Annotated in this window: 18 protein-coding genes; 2 read left to right on the forward strand and 16 right to left on the reverse strand. The window is 54.7% G+C overall.

Features of this window, described 5'->3' with window-relative positions:
• Positions 1–7: 7 nt before the first annotated feature.
• Genes AC50YL_RS22650 through AC50YL_RS22660 form a run of 3 tightly spaced genes read right to left on the reverse strand, consistent with a single transcriptional unit; the run spans position 8 to position 3,721 of the window.
• Positions 8–1,798, reverse strand: a complete 1,791-nt coding sequence (locus tag AC50YL_RS22650) for a type 2 periplasmic-binding domain-containing protein (protein WP_494834909.1) — start codon at positions 1,796–1,798, stop codon at positions 8–10.
• Positions 1,799–1,844: 46 nt separating this feature from the next.
• Complete coding sequence (locus AC50YL_RS22655; RefSeq protein WP_494834910.1) at positions 1,845–2,810, reverse strand: carbohydrate ABC transporter permease; 966 nt, start codon at positions 2,808–2,810, stop codon at positions 1,845–1,847.
• On the reverse strand, positions 2,807–3,721 hold the full coding sequence (locus AC50YL_RS22660) for an ABC transporter permease subunit (RefSeq protein ID WP_494835286.1): 915 nt from the start codon (positions 3,719–3,721) through the stop codon (positions 2,807–2,809). The genes AC50YL_RS22655 and AC50YL_RS22660 overlap by 4 nt, the downstream gene beginning before the upstream one ends.
• A 757-nt stretch (positions 3,722–4,478) precedes the next feature.
• Here AC50YL_RS22660 and AC50YL_RS22665 point away from each other — a divergent pair.
• Positions 4,479–7,823: a S8 family serine peptidase gene (locus tag AC50YL_RS22665; RefSeq protein ID WP_494834912.1), complete on the forward strand. Its 3,345-nt coding sequence runs from the start codon at positions 4,479–4,481 to the stop codon at positions 7,821–7,823.
• Positions 7,824–7,878: 55 nt separating this feature from the next.
• Positions 7,879–12,126: a S8 family serine peptidase gene (locus tag AC50YL_RS22670; protein WP_494834913.1), complete on the forward strand. Its 4,248-nt coding sequence runs from the start codon at positions 7,879–7,881 to the stop codon at positions 12,124–12,126.
• 166 nt (positions 12,127–12,292) lie between these two features.
• Here the strand turns inward: AC50YL_RS22670 and AC50YL_RS22675 are convergent, their stop codons facing one another.
• The 13 genes from AC50YL_RS22675 to AC50YL_RS22735 all read right to left on the reverse strand — a co-directional run bounded on the left by AC50YL_RS22675 (position 12,293) and on the right by AC50YL_RS22735 (position 26,807).
• Positions 12,293–12,826 (reverse strand): hypothetical protein, encoded by a 534-nt coding sequence (locus tag AC50YL_RS22675; protein WP_494834914.1) that lies wholly within the window; start codon positions 12,824–12,826, stop codon positions 12,293–12,295.
• A 425-nt stretch (positions 12,827–13,251) separates the two neighbouring features.
• The gene (locus AC50YL_RS22680; RefSeq protein WP_494834915.1) at positions 13,252–13,455 is read right to left on the reverse strand and encodes a hypothetical protein; all 204 of its coding nucleotides are present in this window, start codon (positions 13,453–13,455) and stop codon (positions 13,252–13,254) included.
• Positions 13,456–13,660: 205 nt separating this feature from the next.
• Positions 13,661–14,671, reverse strand: a complete 1,011-nt coding sequence (locus AC50YL_RS22685; RefSeq protein WP_494834916.1) for a LacI family DNA-binding transcriptional regulator — start codon at positions 14,669–14,671, stop codon at positions 13,661–13,663.
• 235 nt (positions 14,672–14,906) lie between these two features.
• On the reverse strand, positions 14,907–16,361 hold the full coding sequence (locus AC50YL_RS22690) for a sulfatase family protein (RefSeq protein ID WP_494834917.1): 1,455 nt from the start codon (positions 16,359–16,361) through the stop codon (positions 14,907–14,909).
• Between the two features lie 3 nt (positions 16,362–16,364).
• A complete protein-coding gene (locus AC50YL_RS22695; protein ID WP_494834918.1) occupies positions 16,365–17,933 on the reverse strand; it encodes a sulfatase-like hydrolase/transferase in 1,569 nt (522 codons plus the stop codon).
• Between the two features lie 24 nt (positions 17,934–17,957).
• Entirely contained in the window at positions 17,958–20,096 is a 2,139-nt protein-coding gene (locus tag AC50YL_RS22700; protein WP_494834919.1) for an ADP-ribosylglycohydrolase family protein, read from the reverse strand.
• A 64-nt stretch (positions 20,097–20,160) separates the two neighbouring features.
• The gene (locus AC50YL_RS22705; RefSeq protein ID WP_494834920.1) at positions 20,161–21,030 is read right to left on the reverse strand and encodes a carbohydrate ABC transporter permease; all 870 of its coding nucleotides are present in this window, start codon (positions 21,028–21,030) and stop codon (positions 20,161–20,163) included.
• Between the two features lies 1 nt (position 21,031).
• Positions 21,032–21,994: an ABC transporter permease gene (locus AC50YL_RS22710; protein ID WP_494834921.1), complete on the reverse strand. Its 963-nt coding sequence runs from the start codon at positions 21,992–21,994 to the stop codon at positions 21,032–21,034.
• A 20-nt stretch (positions 21,995–22,014) separates the two neighbouring features.
• Entirely contained in the window at positions 22,015–23,580 is a 1,566-nt protein-coding gene (locus AC50YL_RS22715) for an extracellular solute-binding protein (RefSeq protein WP_494834922.1), read from the reverse strand.
• 347 nt (positions 23,581–23,927) lie between these two features.
• Positions 23,928–24,863, reverse strand: coding sequence for a copper amine oxidase N-terminal domain-containing protein (locus AC50YL_RS22720; protein WP_494834923.1), 936 nt, complete (start codon positions 24,861–24,863; stop codon positions 23,928–23,930).
• 143 nt (positions 24,864–25,006) lie between these two features.
• Entirely contained in the window at positions 25,007–25,639 is a 633-nt protein-coding gene (locus AC50YL_RS22725) for a hypothetical protein (protein ID WP_494834924.1), read from the reverse strand.
• 338 nt (positions 25,640–25,977) lie between these two features.
• The gene (locus AC50YL_RS22730; RefSeq protein WP_494834925.1) at positions 25,978–26,430 is read right to left on the reverse strand and encodes an isocitrate lyase/phosphoenolpyruvate mutase family protein; all 453 of its coding nucleotides are present in this window, start codon (positions 26,428–26,430) and stop codon (positions 25,978–25,980) included.
• An 11-nt stretch (positions 26,431–26,441) separates the two neighbouring features.
• Positions 26,442–26,807 (reverse strand): isocitrate lyase/PEP mutase family protein, encoded by a 366-nt coding sequence (locus AC50YL_RS22735; protein ID WP_494834927.1) that lies wholly within the window; start codon positions 26,805–26,807, stop codon positions 26,442–26,444.
• Between the last annotated feature and the right edge of the window lie 84 nt (positions 26,808–26,891).

Consider the following 26,891-nt stretch of genomic DNA (forward strand, 5'->3'; position numbering starts at 1 on the left):
TCGAACCTTACTTGTTGGCTAACGCGTCGGCGCGCATTTTCACGATCTTCTGAGCCTTGACCGTATCCGCTGCCAAGACATCCTTCCAACCCAGGCCATCCACGTCCTTCTGCATCTTGGTCCATAGCTGGTCGAATTCCGCTTGGTTTTTCGCGAATACCATCTTCCAGGACGTGTTCTTCACGTAGTCCGAGATCTGGCTGCGCTCGTTCTTGATATCCGACGAATCGGATCCAAGACTCGTGTTAATATTGGGCACGACGTCGATCATCTTGTTCTTCAGATAATAATCCGTCGGGTTCTCGGCGTTATACGTGCTCTGCCAATCCGTCGTCAGCGCCGTCTTATTCGCTTCGATCGTCGATTTCCAATACGTGCTGTTATAGAATTCTCCCGTATCCGGATCGACGACGAAGTCGCTCATGATCATGCTGTTGATTTTGCTCTGTCCGTCCTGGTAGCCGCCGCCGCCGTACTGGTCCGGAACGGGCGTGTTTTTCTGGAAAGCGCTTTGTCCGACTTCGGTCAGCTTGGACTTGCCATCCTCCGTCTTCTCGTAGTTAAAGCCTTCAAAGCCGTTCGTGTAGTAACGCAGCCCTTCCGGGGAGGAGAGCCAATCCATGAATTCCAGGATGCGATCGGGATTTTTCGCCTTCGCGCCGATAGCGAATACCATTCCGTTGCCGTAATAGGCGTCGCTGCTTTGAATCAGGTGCGTGTCGGCAATCGGAACCCCTACGATGCCGTCCCCGTTTTTGCCTCTCTCGATGGAATTGTAGAAGCCCCGTTGCCACGAATACCAGGTGAGAAGAACCTGATTGTTGGTCAACTTCTCGGATACTTTATTCCAATCCTGGGTCGGCGAGTCGGGGTCGACCAGTCCCATCTGATTGGCGTTAAAATAAAACTGCAAAATCTTTTTGTACATGCTGTTATCGTCGACGAGCGGAACGATATCGCCCTTTGCGTTCAACTGGATCGTCGTCGTGCCGTCCGGCTGTTCAAAGCCGTACCAGTTGCTGAGCCAGCGGACGTTCTCCATGCTGCCGCCGTCCCAGTCCTTCCATAGGGTGATCGGCACGATCGGCTTGCCGTCCGGACTCTTCGGATATTTATCGTGCATTTGCTTCAGGACTTTCAACAAATCGTCCAGATTGTTAAGCTTGGGGGCTCCGACGCCCTTGTAATAATTCCAGGGCAAGATCGGGCTGGAGTAAGGCATCTCTTCCGAGAAGGTCGTCGGCGACGTGTCGGCTTCGAACGTCGGCAAACCATAGATCTTGCCTTCCGGGTTCACTTTGTCGAAGCCGGCGTTGAACGGTTTGAAATGGTTGTCCACGTACTGGGACAGATACTTCGTAGTCTTGATTTTATCCGTCATATCCATGACGAGACCCGCCGGAATCAGTTCTTCCAACTGGCTGTTATCGACGATCAGCAGATCCCCCAGGTCTCCCGCCGCCGTACGGGTCTTGTACAGCTGATCGCCGGCCACCTGCGGAGCGAGAATGTTTAAGGTGATATTGAACTTGTCTTTGAGCAGCTTGCCGTACCATCCCGTCTGTTCGCCTTGATAATTGGCGGCATTGTCGAACACGGTAATGGTAAGCGGCTTGCTGTGATCGATCGCGCCGGCGGTCTGCGTTGCGCCTGCGTTCGTGCCGGATCCGGACGGCTCGCCCGATGCCGACGTATTATCGGTTCCGTTGCTGCAGCCTGTCAATGCGGCCGACACCAGGAACAAACCGGCCACCGAGGCGACCATCGATTTCTTGACGACTTTCCTATTTCTGCTCATATGCAACCCCCGCTTGATCAAATTATTATAATCGTGCATGCGCAAGTTAGCCTTTCACCGCACCGATCATAATTCCTTTCACGAAAAACCTTTGGAAAATCGGATAAATCAGCAAGATAGGCGCCACGACGATGATAGTCACCGTCATTCGGATCGAGGTCGTCGTCTGCTTGGTCGCCAGGCTTGCCATTGTCGTCGAGCCGGCGTTCTGCAGGTTGACCATGGTCGATAATGAACTCGCCTGATTGATGTAGTTGTACAGAATAAACTGCAAGCTATAGAGCTTGCTTTCCGTCACGAGCAACAGCGTATCCTGGAAGGAGTTCCATTGATCCACCGCCGCGAATATCGCGACCGTCGCCAATATGGGCTTGCTTATCGGCAGGATGATCCTGAAGAAAAGGGTCATGATCCCGGCCCCGTCGATGCTGGCCGCCTGCTGCAATTCCTTTGGCAGCGATTCCACGAACGTCTTGACCAGGATGATAAAAAAAGGAGCGACGATCGTCGGCAAAATATAAGCCAGAAAGTTATTGGTCAGGTGCAGCGAGCGCATCGTCAAATACCATGGAATAATCCCTGCATTGAAGAACATCGTGACCACCGTGAATCGATACCAGAACTTCCGCCCCCACATATCCTCCTGGGAAAACATGAATCCTAGGAAAGCCGAAGCGCCGACCGTCAACGTCGTTCCGATCACCGTTCTTCCCAATGAGACGAGCGCCGCGGCGCCCAGCCCCGGGATTTTGAACACGTCCACGTAGTTCTGGAAGTGAATATGCTTCGGGAAAAACACGACTTCGCCTTTGGCGCTGATATCGTTCGCGCTGATGGTGTTGATAATGATCGAGTAAAAGGGATATACGCAGAGAAGCGCGAACAGGGAAAACAGCGTATAGATCACGACCGATATGAATTTGTCCGTCGCGCTGACTTGAAAGCGAGTCTTTTTATCCAATCGGATTGGATGCGCCGCATTCTGTTCCAGCTCGGCCAGATTGTCGCTCATACGATACTCTCCCCTCTTAAGATTTTGGACAGCTTGTTCACCGAAAAGAGAAGCACGACGCTGATCAAGCTCTTCAGCATGCTGATCGCGACGGATACGGAATAGCTGCCGCCCCCCATGGCCAGGTTGTATACGTACAAGTCCAGAACCTGAATGCTGTCCTTGTTGAACGCGTTCTGAAAGACGAAGTATTGCTCCAGGCCGTTGTTCAGGAAGCTCGCGATTTGCAGCATCAGCAACACGAAATACGTCGGCAGCATGCTCGGGAGCACGACATGCCGGATCACCTGCATCCTGGTCGCGCCGTCTACTTCGGCCGCCTCGTAAAGCGAATCGTCGATTCCCATAATCGCGGCGATGTACAGGATGGCGGACCATCCCAATGCTTTCCAGGTCGTCCACATCCACATCGTCAACCACACATGGTTGGAGCTCTGGAGGAACAAGATCGGGGAATCGGTTATTCCGAGCTGATGAAGCATGCCGTTGACGATCCCTTCGCTGGAGAACATGGAGAAGCCCAGCGAATAGACCAATACCCAGCTGATAAAGTTCGGAAGGGTCGTGACCGTCTGGATGAACTTCCGAAAACGAACGGCCTTGATCTCGGTCAGAAAGATGGCGAACACCATGGGAAGCCACGAGAAGAGCAAATTCAGACCGCTCAGGCCGAACGTGTTCTTGATGACCTGCAGCAGCTGATCGATCTTAACCTGGTTTTCGACTAACGACCGAAACCACTTGAGCCCGACAAAAGGCGATTCCGACAGCGGAATTGGCGGCGTGTAGTCAAAGAAGGCATATATCCACCCGTATAGCGGGTAGTAAGCGAAGATGAATAGAAGAATCATAAAAGGCAATATATAAAGAAATTTTCTTACCGACATGCTTCTGATGCTGTATTTTTGCATGCGCACCGTGTCTCTCCTCTTCTTCTACAATGGGATTACGCACATCTTCTCCGGATGTTCGGCGGCATGTCATTTCCTGTCGAATGTGCCGACTCTAGCTCCGAATCGATTGGCTTTTCCTTTCTTCATAGCCATCCCCTTTCACGTGGCGATCCTTTTAATTGGTTACGCTTTCATTATAGGCATCCGAAAAAGCTCCGAACAACGCGCATCTTTTTACTTGCTTAACGATCGTTTACGTAATTGTAAGCGTTATATATTTGCGAGAGTCGGTAGATACCGTTTCGTTCACGACATTCCACGCATTCATGCCTCCCTTTAACCGCGTGCCCGTTTCGATAGGGAATTTCATCGCGAGCGGAGTCACGGTCGATTCTCAAACACCTATGAAGGCGTTCCACCGTCCCTACTGGATGTAATTAAATCTCACATATATTTTCAGGTTTTTTTCATATTAGTTTAAAAAAATAAACTTATTGACGCTAGGGATTCGCGAATTATATAATTCTCTCAGAATTTCGGACAGTATACGTCACATTACTTTACACCAAATTCGAATTCTGCCTAGTTCATGTAAGGAGGAGATTTTATTCCCTAAAGACAACCTGCATTTGTATCATCCTTCCTTGCGCGGATTCGGAAGTTCCGGTCCTATTTTCTCTTAAACGCAACTGCATACGATTCAGAGCGAGCAACGTTATCGCAGCCGATGCGAGGCAATTTCGTTCAGAACGATTCACCAGGAGGAGATACCGACTTGAAGCGTCAATTGAAGAAATCCTTGTGCTTATCCTTATTGGTCACTTCCGTTTTGGTTTCCGGCACCCTCGCCTCTGACCTCGATTCGCGTAGTCAAGGGGTCGCGTCGGCGCAAGGAACCGCATCCCCCGATAAACTCCGAAAGACGCTGCTGCCGGAACGCGGTAACGACGCGGAGCCGGAAATCCAGGTTCCGGCTGCCCCCCGCTTGGAGCCGATACCGCGACCTTCCGGCGCGGTCACCAAAGCCGACAGCATCGTCGTTAAGTATAAAGACGGAACGAACGCGGCGGCGCTCGCCGCGAATTACGGCTTGACGCCGGCACGAACGCTGCCGAGCCTCGGCACCGAGGTTCTGAAACTGCCCGAAGGCACGGATATCGACGCCGTCCTCGCCCGATTAAAGGCCGACGCGAACGTCTTGTTCGCGGAGCCGGACGACCGGGTATTCCTGTCCCGGCCGGCGGCAACCGGGGCCAGCGCATCGCAAGTCGGCCCGGCATCTCAGGCGCCGCAATCGCAATCCATCGCATCGACCGGCATGACCTCCGCGAACGAGCCGGCATCCGTATCATCCGAGTTACTTCCCCTCATCCCGAACGACCCTTTATTTCCCAATCAGTGGGCCTTGAATAACGCCGACGGCCTGGATATCGACATCAACGCGCCGGAAGCCTGGCCGTTTCTGCAGGACGCCGGCAAGGATGTCGTCGTGGCGGTAATCAGCGACGGCGTGGATGGCGATCATCCGGATCTGGCGAACAGCATCTGGACCAATCCAAAGGAGCTCGCGGATAACGGCATCGACGACGACGGCAACGGCTTTGTCGACGACGTTCACGGCTGGGACTTCAATCATGACGACAACGATGCCGACGACGGCTTGAAAGACCCGGCCAAGAACGGGACGACGATCGCGGGCATCGTAGCCGCCTCCGTCAACAACGCCGTCGGGATCGCGGGCGTGGCCCCGAACGCGAAGATCCTCCCGATCAAGACGTTTTCTTCGACGTCGGGGAGCGGAACGTTCTCGCAAATCGCGGCGGGCATCGCCTACGCCGAGCAGATGGGTGCCGACATCGCCGTCTTGGACTTCGTGACCTGGGAACCGAGCGAGCTGATCCTGGACGCGCTCCAGCGCTCCGACATGCTGTTCGTCGCGCAGCCCGGCGACTTCGGCGACGACCTGGACCGCATCCCGAGCTACCCGGCTTCCTACAAGCTCCCGAACGTGCTGACCGTCAACGGCATCGGGCGCGCGGGCAATTCGCCGACAAGCTACGGCAAGAAGACCGTTCAGATCGCCGCGCCGGCCCATGACACGTTAACGACCATGCCTTCGGATAACCCGGCTTACGCGGCCCAAATCGACACCGGCGCATACCGAGCGATCTATAACGGACTTGGCTTCGAGGATTTCGCTCCGCCGTTCCAGACCGATTCCTTCCGTGCGGCGCTCGAATATTTGGGCGAAGGCGCGGACAAACCGTCGGTCCTGCTCGTCCAGGACGACAACTCGGTCGGAGGCAATGAGGAGGAACGGAGCTTCCTCGAACTGTACAAGAGCTTCCTGCTGACCGCCGGCTACGAGACGGACGGCATTCCGATCGACGATGCGCGCGGCACCTTCGACGTCGTGACCGTGCCGAAAAACGAGAATGGTCCTGCTCTCGAAGCCATGCAAGCCTACGACATCGTCGTATGGTTCACCGGTTACGCCAACGCGAGCATGAATCCGGATCCGAATGCGCCTTCGGTGCTGACCGAGTCCGACAAGGCGAATGTAACGAATTACCTGCAAGCGGGCGGGAGACTGCTCCTTACGGGCAGGGACGCGCTCTTCGGAAGCGAAGCGTCGCCTTTCGTGAAGGACGTGCTCCACTTGGATTATATGACCGAAGGCTATTTCGGCTATTACGATTTGCAGGGCGCCGACGGGACCATATATGCCGGACAATCCGTTCCGATGCCGGATGCATCGCACGGCGACGTTATCGTTGCCCGGGATCCCTTCGCTCAAACCACCTTGATCCTGGATAAGCCGGACTACGATATTCCTGGAAACTACGGCTCGCCGGCCATCGCGCACGCCGCCGGCGCGGCTGCTTTGGTGCTTGGCGTCAATCCGTCCTACGACGCGAAGCTGACGATCCAGCGCTTGATGAACAGCGGGAAGAAAGTAAGCTCCCTGGCGGACACGAACATGTCCGGCAAATTGATCGACGCCTATCGGGCCGTATCCGACAAGGATATCCCCGGCACGCCGCTCCAGGTGCCGGAAGTGAGCGAGCGTCTCGACGAAGCGTCCGATCCAGACCGCGTGTACGCCGTCGAATTGCACGCCGGCGAAACGATTCAGGCGGAGCTGACCGGGGACGAAGGCACCGACTTCGATCTCTACCTTTACTCGCCTTCCGCCGTTACCGTCCACGGCAAAGCCGGCATCGTCGCCGCTTCCGAACATCCGGGAACGTCCGGCGAAGGCTTCACCTATTTCGCGAAGCAAACCGGCACCTATTACGTGAACGTCTACGCGTTCGCGGGATCGGGCGGCTTCACGCTGCGCCTGCAGCACGCCAACGCCTCCGGCACCTACGAGGACGATTCGGAAACCGTGACGTACGCCGGCGATTGGGAGACCGCAGCTGACGAAGCCCTCTCCGGCGGAAGCGCGAAGCGCATCGACGCCCCGGGCCATGCCGAGCTCGCCTTCGAAGGCAGCTACGTCGAATGGATCGGAACCAAGAATCCGCAGCAAGGCATCGCCAACGTCTATCTCGACGGCAAGCTGGCCGCATCCGTGTCCTTGTACGGCGAGGCCGAATCGAATCGGCAAGCGCTCTTCAAGAAGACCGTTTCCTACGACAAACATACGATCCGAGTCGAATGGACGGGCAAGACCGATCCGAGAGCCAGAAAGGACGATCCCGCGTTCGTGAATGTCGATGCGTTCATCGTCAAACATCTCGTTCAAGACGCCGAACTCTCCGAGGTGCGCTATGACGGCACGTGGGCGACGAGCTTCAGCACGGTATACTCCGGCCATTCCGTCACGACTTCCATTGCAAAAGACGATTTCGCCGAGCTTGTCTTCGCCGGAACGAAGATTCGCCTCCTCGCGCCCGTCGGCGGCAGCCGCGGCATCGCGGATATCTATATCGACGGACAACTGGCGACATCGGTGGACCTGTATCGGACAGATCGTCAGTACGAAGCAGTCGTCTTCGAGTCGGAGACGCTCGCCGAGGGCACGCATACCGTACGCGTCGTGAACAGCGGCAAGAAGCATGAGCGCTCCGCCGGCACTGCCGTGTCGATCGACGCCTTCGATATCGAATCGTAATTTTTCCATGCGAGAGCGACAACTTTTATGAAATGGGGACCTGGATTTGAAGAGCATGCAGAAACGAATTCCTAAGGTATCGTCCATCATTATCGCCACGACCGTCTTGACGGCTTCCCTGTTCCAGCCCGCCTACTCCGTGTCCGCCGGCGCTTCGCCGAACGGCCTGCTTCCGGCAGCCGCCTCGGCGGATCCGGAATTGAACCTGTTCGAGACCTTCGCGGACGATTGGAAGCGCAGCTTGGCTTCCGCTCCGAGCGCTTCGGCCAGCCGCTTCATATCGCCGGAAATCGATACGTCTTCTACGGGAGCGGTCAGCGTCATCGTGCAATTGAGCGCTCCGCCTGCCGCCGTCGGCAAATACGCCGCGGGCAAGGGCAATAAAGCGCTGGCGGCCGAAGCGACCGCGAAAGCGGTGCAGACCGAGCAAGCCGCTTTCTTGAAATCCGCCAAGGCCAGCGGTTTGTCCCTTGACATCGGCTACCGGTACAGTCAGGTGCTGAACGGGATGGCGGTCACGCTGCCGGGCACCCGCATCGCCCAACTGGCGAAGCTACCGGGCGTGAGCGCGATCTATCCGAACTTGACCTATACGTCGAAGCCGGTGCCATCCTACGAGGCGAAAGCGGAGGATTCGCGGATCGATATGACGCCCCTGCAGCAATTGGGCGTTGACGAAGCCTGGGCGGAGGGCTACACCGGCAAAGGGCTCAAAGTGGGCGTCATCGATACCGGCATCGATTACTTGCATCCCGACCTGAAGGACGCGTTCAAAGGCGGGCACGATTCCTTCTACAACGACGACGACCCCTATGAAGACATCGCCATTCCCGAAGAGTTGGTCGCGGGTACGGCCCATGGCACCCACGTCTCCGGCACGATCGCGGGACGCGCGGCGAACGCCGACGGCCATTTCCTGCAGAAGGGCGTCGCCTACGAAGCGGACTTATACGCTTATAAAGTATTGGGCGGCGTGCTGGGCACCGGCACCTCGGCCATGATCGTCGACGGCATCGAACACGCCGTCAAGGACGGCATGGACGTGATCAACCTGTCTCTCGGCGACGATGCGACCAAGGATCCGTATTCCGCGGAGGCGGTTGCCATCAACAACGCCGCGCTCGCCGGCGTCGTCCCCGTCATCGCGGCGGGCAACGCCGCCATGGACGCGCCTTACTATTATTCGCTCGGCTCCCCGTCGACGGCAGAGCTCGGCATTACGGTCGGCGCCGCCACCAGCGAGATCGACACCTACGAGACGCTCGCCTCCAGCTCCCTGACCGGCCAATCGTACGCGCTTCGCGCGATGGCCTGGGCGTCCGGCACGGATTTCGCCAGCAAGTTGGGAACCGATCCGATCGAAGCCGTTTATCTCGGCTTCGGGTCGGATAATGATTACTTCGGGAAGGACGTAACGGGCAAAATCGTCATCGTCACGCGGACGCACAGCAGCCAGATCCTTCCGTTCGGAAAGCAAATCGTCCTCGCCAAGCAGCACGGCGCCAAGGCGGTCGTCATCTTCAACGGCACGACCAACGATACCCGTGACGTCTGGCAGCCGAATACCGTCGATCTCTCGGAATCGATCCCCGGACGGGACGGCCCGATCGGGTACATGGGCTTCCAAGGCGAATACGACGACTTCATCCCCGCCTTCGACCTCGCGGGCAAGGAAGGCCGCGCCTTGGTTCGGGCCATGCTGCAACAGCCGGACGCACCGGTTACCCTGACGTTCGACAAGCCCTTCAAGAGCGTCTCCCTGCCCGGCGATACCATGGCGGAATTCAGCTCGCGCGGGCCGAACCAAGACGGAAGATTGGGCATCAAACCGGACGTCGTCGCGCCCGGCCACCGTATCCGGTCGTCGGTTCCCGCCTACGGCGCGGCGCACCCGGATGCCGATTACGCCGAGGCATACGACCGTTACAGCGGAACCAGCATGGCGACGCCGCATATCGCCGGCCTCGCGTTGCTGCTGAAGGATAAATTTCCGGATTGGACGCCTTCGGACGTCCGGGCGGCGCTCGCGAATACGTCCGATCCCTTGGCGGACGAGAACGGCACGCCGTACGATGCTTATTCGCAAGGCGCCGGGCGCGCCGATCTGACCAATGCCCTGCATACGGCAGCATTGTTGAAATCGTTGGACGAGATTACGATCATGGACAAGGACATGAAGCCGATCACGCTTCCGAGCGAAGCCAGCAGCGTCGCTTTCGGCGTCGTGGATCCGGCAGGCGATGCCGCGGCCGCGAGCACGCTTCAGCTGAAGAGCGTGACCGACAAGACCGTGACTTACGCCGCCAAGACGGAGCTTCACCAGGAGTTCACCAATAAGCCCGGATACGTCAGCACCCCGGTCTGGGACGGCGTCTCCGTCAAGCTGACCGGTCTGGATGCGGACGGCAAGATCGCCCTTGGCGCAGGAAAAGCCCGTACCTTCGGCCTGTCCGTCGAAGCAAATCCGGACGCCAAACCAGGCGTTTACGAAGGAACCGTGGTGTTGGAAAGCGAAGGCGTCCCGACCCTCCACCTGCCGTTCGTCTTCCACATCGGGAAGAAATCGCTCGATAACGAGAACGCGTTCGGGGGTATCGACGTCACGAACAGGGTCGTATCTCCGCAATCGCCAATCGACATCACGTTGCATTACAACGGCGGAGGGTATAATATCCTCCAGCTCGCCCTGCTGGACAACGACGGCCGTTATTACGGGCTGCTCGCCGACTGGAAGAGCGCCAAGAACGGCGTGGATCAATATATGCCGAAAGGCGACTATGTCATCGAAGACTTTAACGGCAGTTACATGTCCGCCGAACAGGATAGCGGCGCTAACGGCAGTTTTGAGCTCCCTTCGCTGCCCGACGGACAATACGTGTTATCCGCCGTTACGGCGTATTCCGTCTTCGGCTTTACGTCGGAGGTTCATTTCTCGAATATGACGATTAACGTAGACAACGATTATGCCGGCGGAGGAGAGCAGCCGGGCGGCGGAAACCCGGGCGGCGAAAATCCCGGGGGCGGAAATCCGGGCGGCGGCAACGCGTATCCAGGTACGCCGCAAACGTCGGACCCGGCGCCGGCGGATAATGTTGCGGACGTTACGGCGTCGGTCATTACAGCCCCTCAGACGCCGATTTCGCTGAAGGCTCAGACTAGCTCGGCCGGCGGAGTCTTAACCGTAACCGTTGACGACGCTGACCTTGACCGGGCGCTTGAAGGAGCTAAGGGTTCGGCCGCGATCGTCGTCGACGTATCTTCCGCCGAAGCCGCCGAAGCGGCGCTGCGCTTCACATCGGCGCAAGCGCAGCGTTTGAAAGCCGCGCCTGCGGGCAGCTCGGTCGTGTTCGCCTGGAACGGCGCGTCCGTCGCGCTTCCGACGTCCGCGCTGGGCAGCATCTCGGAGGACGCAGGCCTTGTCATCCGAATAAAGCCGCAAGCAGACAGCGTCAAGCGCTTTGAAACCGCGTATCCGGATGCCACTGTCATCGGAACGCCGATCGCCTTCGAAGCGAGCAGCGTCAAGGATGACCGCGAAACGCCGATTTCGCTCTCCGTCAACGATACGGTAATACGCGCCTTCCGGATCGACGGAGACGGCCAAGCCGCGGCGACCGGCGCCCTGTATGAAGATAACGGCGACGTCCGTCCGGCGCCCGCAACCTTTGCGTCCGGCAAGGAAGGCGGCACGATCGTGACCGTGGCGCGGCCCGGCTTCTCGACCTATGCCGCGGCGAAACGAGACGTCGCGTTCTCGGACATCGGGGCTTCGTGGGCCAAAGACGAGATTCGAAAGCTCGCCGCCGATTTCGTCATGAACGGCGTCAACTCCGTCACGTTCGCGCCGAAGCGCAACGTAACGCGAGCTGAATTTGCCTCCATGCTGGTCAGAGCGCTCGGCTTGAAGGTGCAGGAAGCAGCGGCTCCGTTCACGGACGTGAGCTCGGACGATTGGTTCGCCGGCGAGGTTGCCGCTGCGTATGCGGCAGGTTTGGTGACCGGCGACCATGGCCGCTTCCAGCCGAACGCGGCCATCAGCCGCCAAGACTTGGCCGTCATGCTGAATCGCTCGCTTAAGCTGCTGCATGCCAATCCTGCGTCAAGCGGCGCCATCGTCTACAACGATGCGGGAACGTTCGGCGCTTATGCGATCAAGGACATTCAAGCCGTCACCGAAGCCGGCCTGATGAACGGTATCGCGGCTCAAAGCGGCCACTTCTTCCGCCCTGCCGAAGCGACGACGCGCGAAGCAGCCGCCAAGGTATTGTATCAACTGCTTCAAGCCGCGAAACGGATCGACTGATCGTTAGTTCAAGCTGCATACGTTCTAAAATCGAGCTCTCCCACTATAAAAAAGAAGGACCGCGAAGTTCGGCGATCCTTCTTTTTTATGGCGATTGTTGAACCTGAATCAGACAGCAACCGCCGTTAAATCGCATTAAGGCTGCTAAGACATATAGTATGTTCGTTTACATCGGTTGAATGGGATTGCCCTTCAAGATGTCTTCCACTTCTTGGTAGCCATCAAGGTAGGCAAAGTTATAACGCGCCGGAAGCGCGAACACGTATTTGTCATTGCGAGTTAGTTCGCTTGGTCCCATAGGCGCTGCGCCGATGAAAAACTTCTCCTGCTGAAGCGCGTTCCATTGATCGATCGTAAAGACATATATAGGGATATCCTGCCTAGGCTTGTCGGCTGTCCATTCGGGATGGCGGATGCCGATGGACGCGCCGCTTTCTACGACCTTACCGTCAGTCGCATCCTGACCATTCCATTTGTCCGTTACGATCGTGTACCCTTTCCAACTGTCCGGCAGCGTGAAACGGAAGCCATATTGGGTATTCTCATAGACGGTTTGGTCAGCTTGATTCGCTTGTGCAACGACGGGTACTGCCTGTTCAGCATGATTCGCCCTGTTTGCGGACACTACGGCCGGTACGGATACGGCGACAACAGCCAGCAGCAGCAGCAGCGCTGCGGCTCCCTTGTTTTTCTTTTTCATGTTCATTTCCTCCTCAAGAGCTTTTCGTTTTATTTTGACCTTCATTCACTGCCGTGAGCGTATGCCGCGATGCCTTCATGGAGCTTACCGCGATCAATCCGGTCGAGGCCAGCTTTGCGGCTAATTTATACGCGTGTTTCGATTTGTTCATCATCACATAGAATTTCACCTCTTATTTTCATCGAGACAAGCGCGGTACATTTACAACCTCATATTACCTAGTCCAGCCTCGACAGGAATGACAGAACGGTAACGAAACGGCTACAATCAAGTAACGACGGTTTCTGTCCGTTCGCGGCGGGTTCGAAGATCGGCGGTCTGCTGACGGACTGGGCAGGGTGGCGATCGTTGTTTTTCTTTATCTCTACCTTCATATTTTTCGCCTGCTTTCTGGATGCACGCCGGATAAGGAGGAATATCTCCTCTTATCCGGTTGCATCGTAGCCGTACTTTGAGCGTCGTCCCATCGTCCGCGACTTGAACTTCCGGATGACGGACTTCAAGTTCGCGGACGCGTTATCATACTCGCCGAGCACGTAATTCAGCCCGTCGATGGCTTGAAGTCCTGCAGACGCCAGCATGGTCGCGCCGGCGTTCACGTCGTGTGTGTAACTTGTCTCGACAGGCAAAAAACTCGCGAGCTTCAGCTCGCGAGTTTTTTAATATTGGCCTCTTATTTCAATATCACGCAATCGCGTTCATCGTATTATGCGGTCACAAGTTTAGAGGTAAGACGATTACACAAACTGACAACGCTGGTTTACGCCGAATGTCTCCAGCTTTTTCGGTCATCGCGTCCAATTGGCATTGCTTAGGCTGCCCCGTTGAAAGCCCCTACAACTGTTTGACTGTGGATTCTCTCACGATCAACCGAGGCTCCAATATGATTCTTTCAAAGGCTCTTGACTCCTCGCCGATACGAAGTATCAGCTTCTCCACTGCAATGCGACCCATTTCCGCCACTAAATTTGAAACCGAACTCAGTTTAGGGGTGGTCAACGTACACCATGGAATATTGTCGATTCCAACGACGGCCACATCCTCCGGCACGCGCAAACCAAGACTGATCAGACCTTGAGCGACTCCGATGGCCACGAGATCATTGGCTGCGAACACCGCATCCGGTTTTTCGTTTAACTGGTAGAAATAACGGGCCGCTTCAAGGCCGGTATCAATGGCCAGCCGTTCGCCGGTATACACCAAAGCGTCATTGAACGCCATAAAGTGAGAGGCCAGCGACTGCACGTAAGCCGTATAGCGGTCTCCGCGATGCAGCGTCGTATTTCCGGCAAACGCAATTCGCCTTCTGCCGATGCGGATCAGATGATCCATCGCCAAGTATCCTTCGTTCTCTCGAAGCCCGACCCAATCCGCCGGCATATCTTCCGGGTAATTTCCAATTAAAGCAACGGGGACAGCCGCTTCTTTAATAACCTTGGTTAACGTTTTCGGATGGCTGATCGAAAGCAGGACGATCCCGTCCACGCGCATATCGCTTGCTTCCTTAATGACCGCCAGCTCCTCGGATGGATTGCCGTAATGATTGATCAGTACTAACCGAAAATTATTCTCCTTCGCCACTTGTTCGGCAGCCCAAGCGAGCTCCGGGTAATAAGGGTTGCGGATATCGTCAATGGCTAACGCAATTTGCCGGCTCAGCTTGGTCTTCAAGCTTCTCGCCGTAATATTCGGCGTAAAGCCGAGCTCTTCAATCACCCGGTTCACCTTTAATTTGGTATAAGGTTTAACGCCGGAAACATTATTGATGATCCGAGAAACCGTGGATTTGGAAACCCCCGCTTCTCTGGCGACGTCATCGATGGTTACTTTAGGCTTCGTCTCCAATCGCCGCCCCCCTTCCGAACTTTGATTCCATGTTAGTATCGGCATCCCTTTGTTGAAATCTTTATCGCTAATAGGCGTTATTGCTAATGGATGTTCATAACGCCAGACGGCCTTGAACCATCCTAATATTTACATACCAGAAAGAATAACAGTTCGCTGAACAGGTTACAACGGATAATTAAACCGATGGCCTTGCGATTGACTGGACCATGGCTCAAATCTGTCGCTACCGGCGCTATTTCATTTCCGCGATAACCGTCGACGGCCATTTGGGCGATTGATTGAGATAGCCTCGGGGTACATGTTCAGTCTCGTCGTAGCGCACCAGGCGGTCGCCATCAAGCGCTTCCTCTAGTCCGTAACCACTATAATACGCCTTCATCTGCTCCCGGCAGTCGCGGCAGAGCTCCGCATGCTGCGCCGAGATGTCGTTGAACTCGTCCGGATCCGCCAGCAGATCGAACAGGTTCTCCTTGCCGCCGTTGGCATGGTAGATGTATTTGTACCGATCCCAGCGCAGCATCGTCTTGAACAACCGGCCTCTGCCGATCTCCGCAAATATTTTCTCGCGAGTGCCCCGCTCCTGCCGTCCGGCTGCAGGCAGCAAATCCACGCCAGAGGAAGCAGCCGGCACCTTTCCGCCGGCAGCGCTGATGAAGGTGGCGTAAATATCCTGCAGCAAAGCAAGCTGATCCCGCCGCTCTCCCTGGGGAAGCGCCCCCGGCCAACTGATGATCAGCGGCACTTTGGCGGACATCTCGTAATAGGTGCGCTTGCCGTACGAATAATGGTCGCCCAGCATCTCTCCGTGATCCGCCGTAAACACGATCAGCGTGTCGTCGATCAGGCCGCATGACTCCAGCGTATCTAGAATTTTGCCGATCTGCTTGTCCATTTGGGATACGCAGCCGTAATAATAAGCCCGCATCTTCAGCTCGTCCTCGCGGCTGAGGCTATCGATACCGTTCACTTTGTAGTCGTTCATGACGTCGACCCATGCGTCGTCGGACATCCGTTCATGCTCCCGGCGCTTGGGAGGAGGCACCTGATCCGGCGCGTACATCGTATCGTAGGGAACGCACGGGTCGAACGGCGGATGCGGCTTGATGAACGAGGAAAACAGGAAAAACGGCCGGTTGCGGTTCTGACGGATGACTCGGCATGTCGTATCCGCCGTCCAAGCGCTCGTATGCAGATGCTCAGGCAGCTCGGAGATTTGCGGAACGTAATAAAGCTCGCTTCGTTTGCCGTGCGGTTCGATAACATGGCCGTAGCCTTGCGCCCGCAGAAACTGCAGATATTCGTCGTCGTCGAAGTGGGACGGGACCTCCTCCGACAGCAGCATACGGTTGAAGCCGTAATGTCGGCGCGCCGGGTGAAAATGCATTTTCCCGACCGCGCACGTGTGGTAGCCCTGCTGGCGGATCAGCTGCGGCAGCGGAGCTTCGATCTCCCTGGACAAGCCTTCGTTCTTGAGCAGACCGATTTCGAACGGATTCAGCCCGGAGATCAACCCGTGCCGCGCAGGCACGCAAACAGGCGTCTGGCTATAAGCCTGGTCGAAGACGACCCCCATCCGGGCCAGCCGGTCGATATTCGGCGTTTTTACAAGCTCGTTGCCGTAGCAACCCAGCACGTCGTAGCGCAATTGATCGCACATGATAAGGAGCAGATTCGGTTTTCGGCTCATCGCTCATCGTTCCTCCTTCGACCAGATACCGGGCGCGCCTTCCCATTGCGGGAATTCCAACTCGTCTTCGAACGCGCCTTGCTTAATCAATTCCTTGCATTCGGGATCGGTCATCGTCAACGTATAATCCTCGCCGTTCCGGCCGATCAAGCCCAAATCGCGCTTCGCCCGCAGCGACACCGCCTCCGGATCGACGATCTCCCGCAGCAAGGCCTCCATCCGATGAAGCAGATCGCGGTACCGCTCGTCCTCGGCCAGATCGCGCATCTCCTTGGGATCCTCCTTCAGGTTAAACAGCGACGGGCGGTCGTTCACGTAGAACGTGTACTTGAAGCCGTCCTTGACCAGCATGTACCAATCCTGTTTGAAGAAGTTGCCGTGATATTCGGAGAAGGCATAGTCGGGACGATCCGGCTGCTCGCCGCCCCGAAGAAGCGGAAGCCAGCTGTTTCCCGGGCGGTCCGCCTCCGTCTCCAACCCGGCGATCTCCATAATCGTCGGATAGAGATCGACCAAAGTCACAGGCTGATCGATGCGCTGACCGCGGGGCAGACCAGGCCCCTTAACGATCAGCGGCACGCCGACCGAGCCGTCGTAACTGCACTGCTTGTAGAACAGACCATGCTCACCCAAATTTTCGCCGTGATCCGACATGTAGATGATATAGGTGTCATCGTACAGGCCCTGCTTCTTCAGCTCGGCGATGATCCGCCCGATATTGTCGTCCAGCGCCGTAATCATCCCGTAGTAGGCGGCGATGACGTTGCGCAGTTCAGGTTCAGTCAGCTGTCCGAGGCCGAGCGCGTTTTGCATGTTGCGTACTTGCGGATGCAGGCCGTCGTTCGGGAACAGCGCGTCATGCGGCATGACCACCTTGTCCGGGTAGTAGAGATCGTAATACCGCTGCGGGACTTTATAGGGCCAGTGCGGAAACATGAGACCGACATACATGGCCCACGGCTTCCGATCGCCATCGTCTATTTCGCTCTTGCTCTTGCGCCCGATAAAGTCGATCGCCCAATCGGTGACGACCCGGTCGTGGTCATAGAAGCCGAGATCCTGGTTATAACCCGTATCTCCGTCCGTGATGATATCCTCGCGCACGCCCGCGTTCAGAATGTTCTGCCGCTTGTCCGTCCGCACATGTCCTTCCAACCGAGAATAAAGCGGCGTCGTGCGCGGGTACGGCTTGAACGAAGGCCTCTTCTTGATAATCTTGTATTCGCTAAAGCCGCCGTCCTGGTAGTCGCCGCAAAAGTCCATCTTGCCGAACATGGCGGACGTTATGCCCGCCTCGTCCAGCTTGCGCGACCAAGTCATCTCCTCGCGATCGAGCGGGCAGCCCAGGAACCAGCTGTCGATCTGATTCGGATATTTGCCCGTGATGAAGCTCATCCGGCTCGGCGTGCAGACGGGACAGTTGCTGTACGCGCTCGTGAAATGAGCGCCGTCCGCGGCCAGCGCGTCGAGATTCGGCGTCTGGATAAAGGGATGTTCGCGGTAGCCGCTTACGAGAGGATGATGCTGGTCGCTGCAGATGACAACGATATTAGGCTGTTTAGACTGGCTCATACTACTAAACCTCCTCTGGGCTAATTATTGACCGGAGACCGAGAAGCTCCGATAATGCGTGCGGCTGCCTTCCGCATTCGAGAATCCGACCATGCCGGACAAGTAGGGACGATCTTCGTCGATATAGTCAAGGAGAATCGCGCCGTCCACCGCGATTTGAAAATGGTTGCCCTTCGCAAGCACCGTGACGGTTGCGGCCTTCCCGGTTTGCCACTCAAAGGCGCACTGGCTCAATACGCGATAGCCGTTGTCATTCTTGTAAAGCGCAAGCGTGCCGTCCGGCGCAAATCCGACCGCGTAAGAACGGATGCCGCCCTGCACGCGAAAATTGATCCGGTGGTGCCCGCCCAGCTTTGGCACGACGACGGCTTCGAACGAATAATCGTCCCACGACAGCTGGCCGGTATAACATTCCGCCGATTCTCCGAAGTAGCTTCCGCTGAGCTCGCCATCTTCCAGCGTCCAGATCCCACGCAGATACGTCATCTGGCTGACCTCGATGTGCAGCCCGTTCCACTTCTCCAGCCGTTCTCTGGAGAAGTCGACCGCATAGTCCGGCTTACCGCCGAACGCGACATCGTCGATGTAGACGACAAGACTCGGTCCGTGCGCTCCCTTGCCGTCCAGCGGGATGAGCTCGACGCCTGCTTGCTCCAGACAGGCTCCGTTCAGGAACGGGATGGAGAAGCGCAGGGGCGTCCAGCGACCGGCGGTCAACTGCGCGGCTTCCCCGTAATAATAGGTGCTTTCGTTGCCGTCTTTGATATAGAGGCGGGCTTGAACCCGCTGATCGGTCGGTCCCGGCAGCAGCACCCGGGCATCCATTGTCTGACCGGGATAGAGAATCGGCGAGAAGCCCGGATCGTAACGGCTGTCGTTGAAGTCGTGCGGACGATAGTAAGTTTGGTGAAATACCCGGTACGCGCAGCCGCCTTGCACGCTGTCGAACGCGACCTTCAGCGACCTGTCGCCGGAAGCCGACGCCTCCGTCGTGTTCTCGATCCAACCCGTTACCGGCAGGGGGTCATTATGCTCCAACCGGAACGCGTGCGTTGAACCCGGATATTCGAAGTGAAATCTGGTCCCTTGATCCGCGAGAATGCCAGCCCATTTGCCCGGCGGCTGCTCGCCCTGAAGCCTGTAGCCGATTCGAGCGATATAGGCAGCGCACCATGGGATATCGAGAATGTTCAGCGAACCGATGACGCTTGAGCAGCAAAGAAAGTCGTTGATCGGGCGCCTCCACTCATCGCCGATCGCGTCGATTCCTCCGCGCACGCCCATGATCGTCGCCACGTTGCCCACATTGCAGTCCGTATCCCAGCCGCACATGTTGCAAATGTTGATCGTCCGCGAGAAGTCGCCTTCGCCGTACAACAGCGACAAGATCATCACGGCCGAGTTCGGGATGATGTGGCAGTGCCCCGGATACTTGTCATAGCCGTATTTTTCCTTGATGAAGTGGAACGCGTCCCGCCAGTTATCCGGATTCGCTTTGTAGAATTCGATGACCGCGCGCGTCGCATGCGCATATTCGCAATCCTCGGGAATGACCGACAGACCGCTCTCGATGATTCGCTCGATGTCCTGTTCGGCAAAGGCGGCGGCAATGCACGCGGCGATAAACATGCCGCCGAATTTGCCGTTCCCATCATGCGATATGGAGGCGCTCTTGTCCGCGAACTGCGCAGCCAGCTCCGGCCGTCCCGGGGCGATCAGCCCCCACGTATCAATGAAGATCTGGCCGCCGATCTGCTCGGCAACGGCGACGCCGTTCTGCTCTATGGAGCCTGAGCGAGGTGCCATGATACCGTTTTTCAAATTCAGGTATGCCGTGTGCTCCGTGGACTTGCCATAGCCTCCCCACCAATAGAAGCCATGTCCGTCCGGCGCGTAGTTTAGCCAGGTCAGACCGATCTGCTCCGCCGTAATGGCCGTACTGCACGCGTAGTCCTCGAGCGCCCGCAAGAAAAAAAGCGGCCCGTTCGTGTCGTCGTCCGCGGCGAAATTTTTGAAATCGTGCAAATAGCCGGTGATCTCGCCGAACGCGCGTTCAATCCGCTCATACGTCCAATTCTCGATGTTGCCGCCGTGTCTGACGCCGATCACCTTGGCAAGCCAGCCCGCGTATACCCGCTCGATATAATCTTCTTGAATGGCCATTAGAATGGTACCTTCCTTTAATTCAGAATCGTCCGCTTCGTCTGCCTGTTTCCTCTTCTCGCCGTTATCCCTTCACCGATCCCATCAACATCCCTTTGTTGAAATATTTCTGTAGAAACGGATACACCGCGATCAACGGCAGCGCTGCAATGACGATCGCCGCCATTTTCACGCTGGGACTGTATTCGAACGCGCCCGATACGTTCTCCATGCTGTCATTGGCTTCATTCATCATCTGACGCAGGAACACCTGCAAAGGCCATTTGTCGGAATCGTTCAAATACAATACCGCGTTAAAATAAGCATTCCAGTTCTGTACGGCATAGAACAACGTGAATGTAGCGACCGCCGGCAGTGATAGAGGCAGAACGATGCGCCCGAACAACCGCCATTCGCCGCAGCCGTCCATGCGCGCCGCCTCTTCCAGCTCGAGCGGTATGTTCTGGAAGAAGCTGCGCATCACGATCAGATGGAACGGCGCGATCGCGCCGGTCAGATAGAGCGACCAGTAGCTATCGATAAGATGCAGGCTCTTGACGACGAGATAGGTCGGAATGATACCGCCGCCGAACAGCATCGTGAACAGCACCATCAAATTAAGCGCTTTGCGGCCCTTCAGCCACCTCTTGGACAGGCCGTAAGCCATCAGCGAGGTGAACGACATGTTGACGATCGTCCCAATGACGGTGATGTGAACGGCATTCAGGAAAGAGGTCATGAATTGGCGATTGCTCATGAGATAGCCGTACGCATTGATCGTCCAGCGATGGGGAAGGATGAAAAATCCCCGTGACAGAATCTCTTCTCTCGGAGCGAACGAAGTCGTGACCACGTATAGGAAGGGGAACAGGACGACCAACATGCTGATCAGCAGAATGCCGATCGTCAGTACCGTAAAGGCCGGTTGGCTTCCGCGGGCATTGAAGCTTCTCATCCTAGTAAACCCCCTCTTGACCGAACACCTTGGCCAACCGATTCGCCAGGATGATCAACACAAGCCCGATGGCCGACTTGAATACGCCTACGGTCGTCGAATAGCTGAAATTGCCTTGCAGCACGCCATTGCGGTACACATACGTATCGAAGACGTCGGCCACGCCTAAATTGACCGGATTCTGGATCAGCAGAATATGCTCGAAACCGAGATCCAGCACCTGGCCGAGCCGGAGAATAAACAAGACGATCACGGTCGATTTCAGCGCCGGCAGCGTTATGTGCCATACCTGTTTCCAGCGGTTGGCGCCATCGACCACGGCAGCTTCGTACAGCATCGGATTGACGCCGGCCAGCGCCGCCAGAAAGATGATCGCGCTCCAGCCGGATTCTTTCCAAATATTTTGCAGCACGTACAAGGCGCGGAAATAGTGCGAATCCGTCAAAAATTCAATCCGGTGGTAGCCAATGCTCTCAAGCAAATTGTTGATGCCGCCGTCCTGCGTGGCGAGCAGCACGACCGTGATGTTGACGACGACGACCCAGGACAGGAAGTGGGGCATATAGATGATCGTTTGCACGCTTTTGCGGAACCATGCCCTGCTGACCTCGCTTAACAGGATGGCGAGCAGGATGGGTGCGGGGAAGAACAAAATTAAATTCAACCCGCTCAAGATCAGCGTGTTGCGCAGCAACATCCATAAGTCCGGATCTGTCAGCAGCCGATGGAAATTGTCCAATCCGGTCCATGGACTATCCAGAAATCCTAGAAACGGATCGTACTCTTGGAAGGCGATCACAAGACCGCCCATCGGAATGTACCGGAAGATGACGAAAAACAGAAAACCCGGCAAAATCATCACATAAATCGGGATCCCCCGTATCCAAGCCGAGGAGCTTCTCGATCTTGCGACATATGAAGAAGCAGTCGGCTCGACTGCTTCCCCCTTTGTTTCCATCCTCATGTCGTTCCTCCTCTGAGGCGTTATTTCCGCGATGCTTGGTAAGCGTCATTATATTCCTTCGTCATTTGATCGCCGCCGTCCTTTTTCCACTGCGCCACCGCCTGCTCGATGTCGTTGATCGGCTGATCGCCCATGATGACTTTGATCAGCGTTGCCATAAACTTCTGGTCGATGGTCGTCCCCACTTTGGTCGCCGTCGGCGATTCCAGCCCCGCCGCCGCGTCCGCCCATTTGAACGGTTCATTGTTCTTGAACCATTGATCGACATTGCTAACCGTCGTTGGATCGTCCCACAGATGGATTTGGGTATGCAGATCGAATCGCCGAAGCAGCAGCGTGGAGATTAGATTGGCACCGTCCTGGTCGAAGGCATCCAGCTTAACGTACTTGTCGCCGTCCTTCTTATAGTCGGCCCCTTCGACGCCGCTTTTTGTCAGAACGTCGCCTTCGTCGGATAAGAAGTAATTAAACATCTGGAGCAGACGGTCCTGCTTTTCCTTATCGATCTTGGCGTTGATTACAATCTTCTGCGTAATGGAGTTCGTCGATGTTCCCTGCAAGCCCGACGGTCCCTTCGGCGGCAGCAGCTGTACGGTCTCCGCGTTCGGATCGACTTTCTTCAGCTTCGGGACGATCGATTGATAGAAACTGTTCGGCACGACATCATCGATGCCGACCTTGCCAGCCGACTCGTACTTGTCCTGCGGATCCTTTACTTTGTTGATTGCGAAGTCCTTGTCCAGCACGCCTTCCTTGTACGCCTTATTTAAGAAGGCCGCGAAATCCTCGAGCTCTTGGGTTTGCGCGTGCCAACTGATCAGCTGGCCGTCCTTCACGCCCCAGTTGTTAACCAGGCCAAAGGCCGCTTTGATCGGATCGATATGTTTGAAATCCGTCTTATTCTGAACCAGGGAAGCCGAGAAGCCATACGTATCGGCCTTGCCGTCTCCGTCCGGATCCTGCGTGGCGAAGGCCTTGGTTACGTCGTAGAACTCGTCAATCGTCGTCGGCATCTGCAATCCGAGCTTATCCAGCCAGTCTTTGCGGATGCCAAAGGAGGTTTGCGTCTCGATTTGATAATAGGGAAGACCGTAAATCTTTCCTGGCGGATTCATGAATTGCAGCGATTCTTTACCGCCCAAATATTGCGTCAAGTTAGGGTACTGGTCGATGACGGGAGCCAAATCAAGGAACACGCCTTTGTCCCGCCATTTCAAGAAGTCCGCCTTCTGTACCAGGAAGGCGTCGGGGAAGTTGCCGGCGGCGGCCAGCACGTTCAGCTTCTCTTCGTAATTGTCCTGCGAAATCGCCTGGAATTTCAGGTTGACATTGAATTTCTCGTTCAGAAACTGGGCAATCGCGCTGTCATTCGACCAATTCGCGCCGCCATAGCTGATGGTCAAAATATCGATGTCCAGTTTCTTTGATAGATCGGTCTTATCGGAAGCCGGTTCGGACGATGTCGCCGTATTACTCGTGTTTCCTGCATTAACGGAATTTGCCGTGTTGTCGTTCGAATTCCCGCAACCTGCGATCATCCCCATAGCGAGTACTGCTGCAATTGAAATCGGAAGCCATCTCTTCATTACGAATTCCTCCACATGAACATAATAGCCGTTCGATATAAGTTGATTATGAATAGGTTCTTGAGTATCCGTTAAAAAATTCGCAGCATCTTGAAACAAAAATGCAATAATGGAACCGGTTCGATTTTTATCTACGCATCATTTCCTATTCCATGCAGATGCTCAGAAATAGGACTTTGCCAATAAATAAGCGAATCTCCGGTTGGCCGGTCAACAATGATAAGTAGATAGTGTATAATTCCGATAGAATTATATGGATTTATATTAACAAGTTGCCCCTATGGCGTCAATATCTTTTTGTCGTGGCATTGAGAAACATATTTAATCTCTCCTTCTTCAGCAATCATTTAATCAGCATTAATCAAAAAGAAAGTATAGTGCGTCACGAGATCGTCTTTAAAAAAGATTCTTAAAAATGGATAGCTGTTATCCGAACATAACGTAATCTCCTTCAGCTCGTCATACGTATTAACGAAACCGGTCAGCCCGATAGAGTATCCTTTATACGGATTAACCTTTCCATAAAATAGTCCTTCATTGTTTGTTCGCCAATCTTTATAGTGAGGAAATAAGGACATGACATGTTCGAAAGTATCGCCTATTCGAATACCTCTAGGTCCTTCATGGTCTCCATGGATATCTATCGCAGCTGGAGTGGCGGCATGATAAAAATCGAAATAGGTATATGTAACAATTTCATTTGAATATTTGGTTTCTCCGGCTTGATCGAAGACTTCTTTTTTCAAACCAAGGCTGTCCATTTGTTTTTTCGACCAGTCCGCACGCAGCAAATCAAAAGCTGAAATCTCTTTCTCCGTCAGCCCTTTGAGCTGTGTGCCCGAGGTTGTAATCATCGCTGCTTTTTTGTTATTATCCCAGTTTACCGATGCCCCGGAAGCCTCACTGATGAACCTTACATTCACATACAGTACGCCATTACCAGTTATAAAAGGGGCTTGATTCAATGGAAAACGCATACCATTAACCGTCCCGTACTGATTTAATCCCAGCGTTATTACCAAATGGTCTTTTTTTCCCGTGACTACTTTTTTATCGTTATTCCAACTTACTTCCATACCTAAAACATTAAAAATATCCCGAAATGGAAGCATGATGTTACCATTTACGACAACTGGCATGTTCGTAAAATCCATGTATACTCCGTCAATTACAACTGTTCCATAAACAGTCGTTGGGGCAGCACTTACCTTTACCGAAGTAAACGGAACTAGCATAAGGAAAAGTATTGGAAACAAAATAAGACGGTAAATGTTCATTTTCATCACATTAATAACCTCCAGTGCTTATTTTGCGGTTCAATCCGATATGCGTTCCATGTAAAGTTAAACGCTGACATATGTTGGAAAGTTGCGTGGAGGCATTTAACAATCGAAAAGCGGGACAGGTAACCAGGCATGCCACATCGTTAGGCCCCCAAGCTGATGCCATGGGCGATGGCGGTGCCGATGGGAAGAGAGCCGCGATACTTCTTTCCGGCGCAAAGAATAATTGTTTCATCGGGCCCGAAATCTTCCGCTTGCAGCTGCTCGTTGACCAAGGAGGACCAAACGAGAAGTTGTGCCGGCGAAAGCGACAGGACATTGACAGGAATGATGTGGGCTCCCTTCTCCACCTTAACAAGACCATCACCGGTCAAGGAGTAGAGAACTCGTCCGAGCCTTTGGGCGATTTCGAGATTCTCGGCCATCCGGGATTCGAATCCGCCGAGATTCAGCAGCAAGCAGACCTCTTTTTGCGCAGTTGATTTTTTCAAATGGCCACCGATCGATTTCTGTTTTGCTTGGTCGTCACGGGGCGCAGCAATACCGGGTTTCACGGGAACGGCTTGCTTCAGGAAGAGATCCAGCAGCTCCGCCTCGTACATATCCGCATCGTTCTCCGCCACCTGCTTTCCACGACCCTCAACAATGACCTTGAGCGGATAAGTTTTTACGACATCAAAGTAGATGGTGTCCAATTTGCCATCCTTCTCTATGAGGGCATAGCCGCCGCATAACGGCTTTTGGTTCAGTTGGATCGAGACCTTTTTTATCATCATTCGAATTGCCTCCTCTTTGGACATAAAAAAAGAAGATGCTGGCAGCATCTTCTATTGGACATCCCTGGAAGGGTTGAATCCGTTCGACCAAAAGATCTAAGAATCGATAAAATAGGATCCACTCGCCAATAACAGCACAGTTCTGAAACATACTCCATTCCTCCGCCAGAAGCAGACTCAATTTAATTAGGAAAGCTGTATCGGTTGCTTTAATGCCATCTGCGACAGGCTTTCGAATAGTTCCCAATGTCCCGAGAGCTATGACAATTTCGTCGTGTAAGCTATCGCCTTTATTTCAAATCGCTCGGTTCATGACCAATTATCCCGTTCTTACGAACTTAACGAGTAAGCTCGTCGTTTACATCCTGATAAGCGATAGCGTTTTTCAGATCTGCACTAATAGTCCCTTCGCGTTTAAGTTCCAGACAAATCTTTTGTACATAAGAAATCATTGCACGGTACAGTCCCGATCCGATACTGAGCCTTGAGACACCTAATGCAGCAACTTCATGTGCGGTCGGTGTTTGATCCCCTGCTAGTACATTAAGCGGTGCGCGGATCGCGGCAACGAATTGAGCCATTAAGGACGGGTCGCTGATGCTAGGCACAAATATACCATCTGCACCCGCTTCGATATAGACTTTGGCCCTTGAGACGGTTTCGCTAAATCGATCTGTTGTTTCTAGATTCTTAAGCCAGTAGGTGTCTATCCTTGCGTTGATAAACAAAGGAATGTCTTCCGCAATCGCCGCGCGTTTCACCGCTTCGATCTTCTTTGCTTGTTCAGACACATCTACTAACTCTATATGAGGCAGCCGTCTTCCAAATTAATTCCTACCGCGCCAGTTCCAAGCAATCGCCTCATATTTTCTTCAACGATGGCCGGTTCGTTCGAATATCCATTCTCCATGTCAACTGTAACAGGAACTTTAACGGATTGTACGATCGCTCGAACCGAGGACAGCATATCCTCGAATGGGATGCGCTCCCCATCGGGAAATCCCTTCGAAAACGCAATGCCGGCACTTGTTGTGCCAATCGCTTCAAAACCGCATTTCTGCATCGCTTGTGCCGATCCAACATCCCAAGCATTAGGGAGAATCAGAAGATTCGAACCCGTGTGCATTCTTTTAAACGCATTTGCTTTTGCCTTATGTTCATCCACCATTTTACGTCATCCTTTCGAAGCCAGGTGGCCCAAAATAATTAGTGAATTTCAATACATTTGGACAGTTACTAAATACTCGAAATT

This window comes from Paenibacillus sp. J22P277 (genome assembly GCF_059383675.1).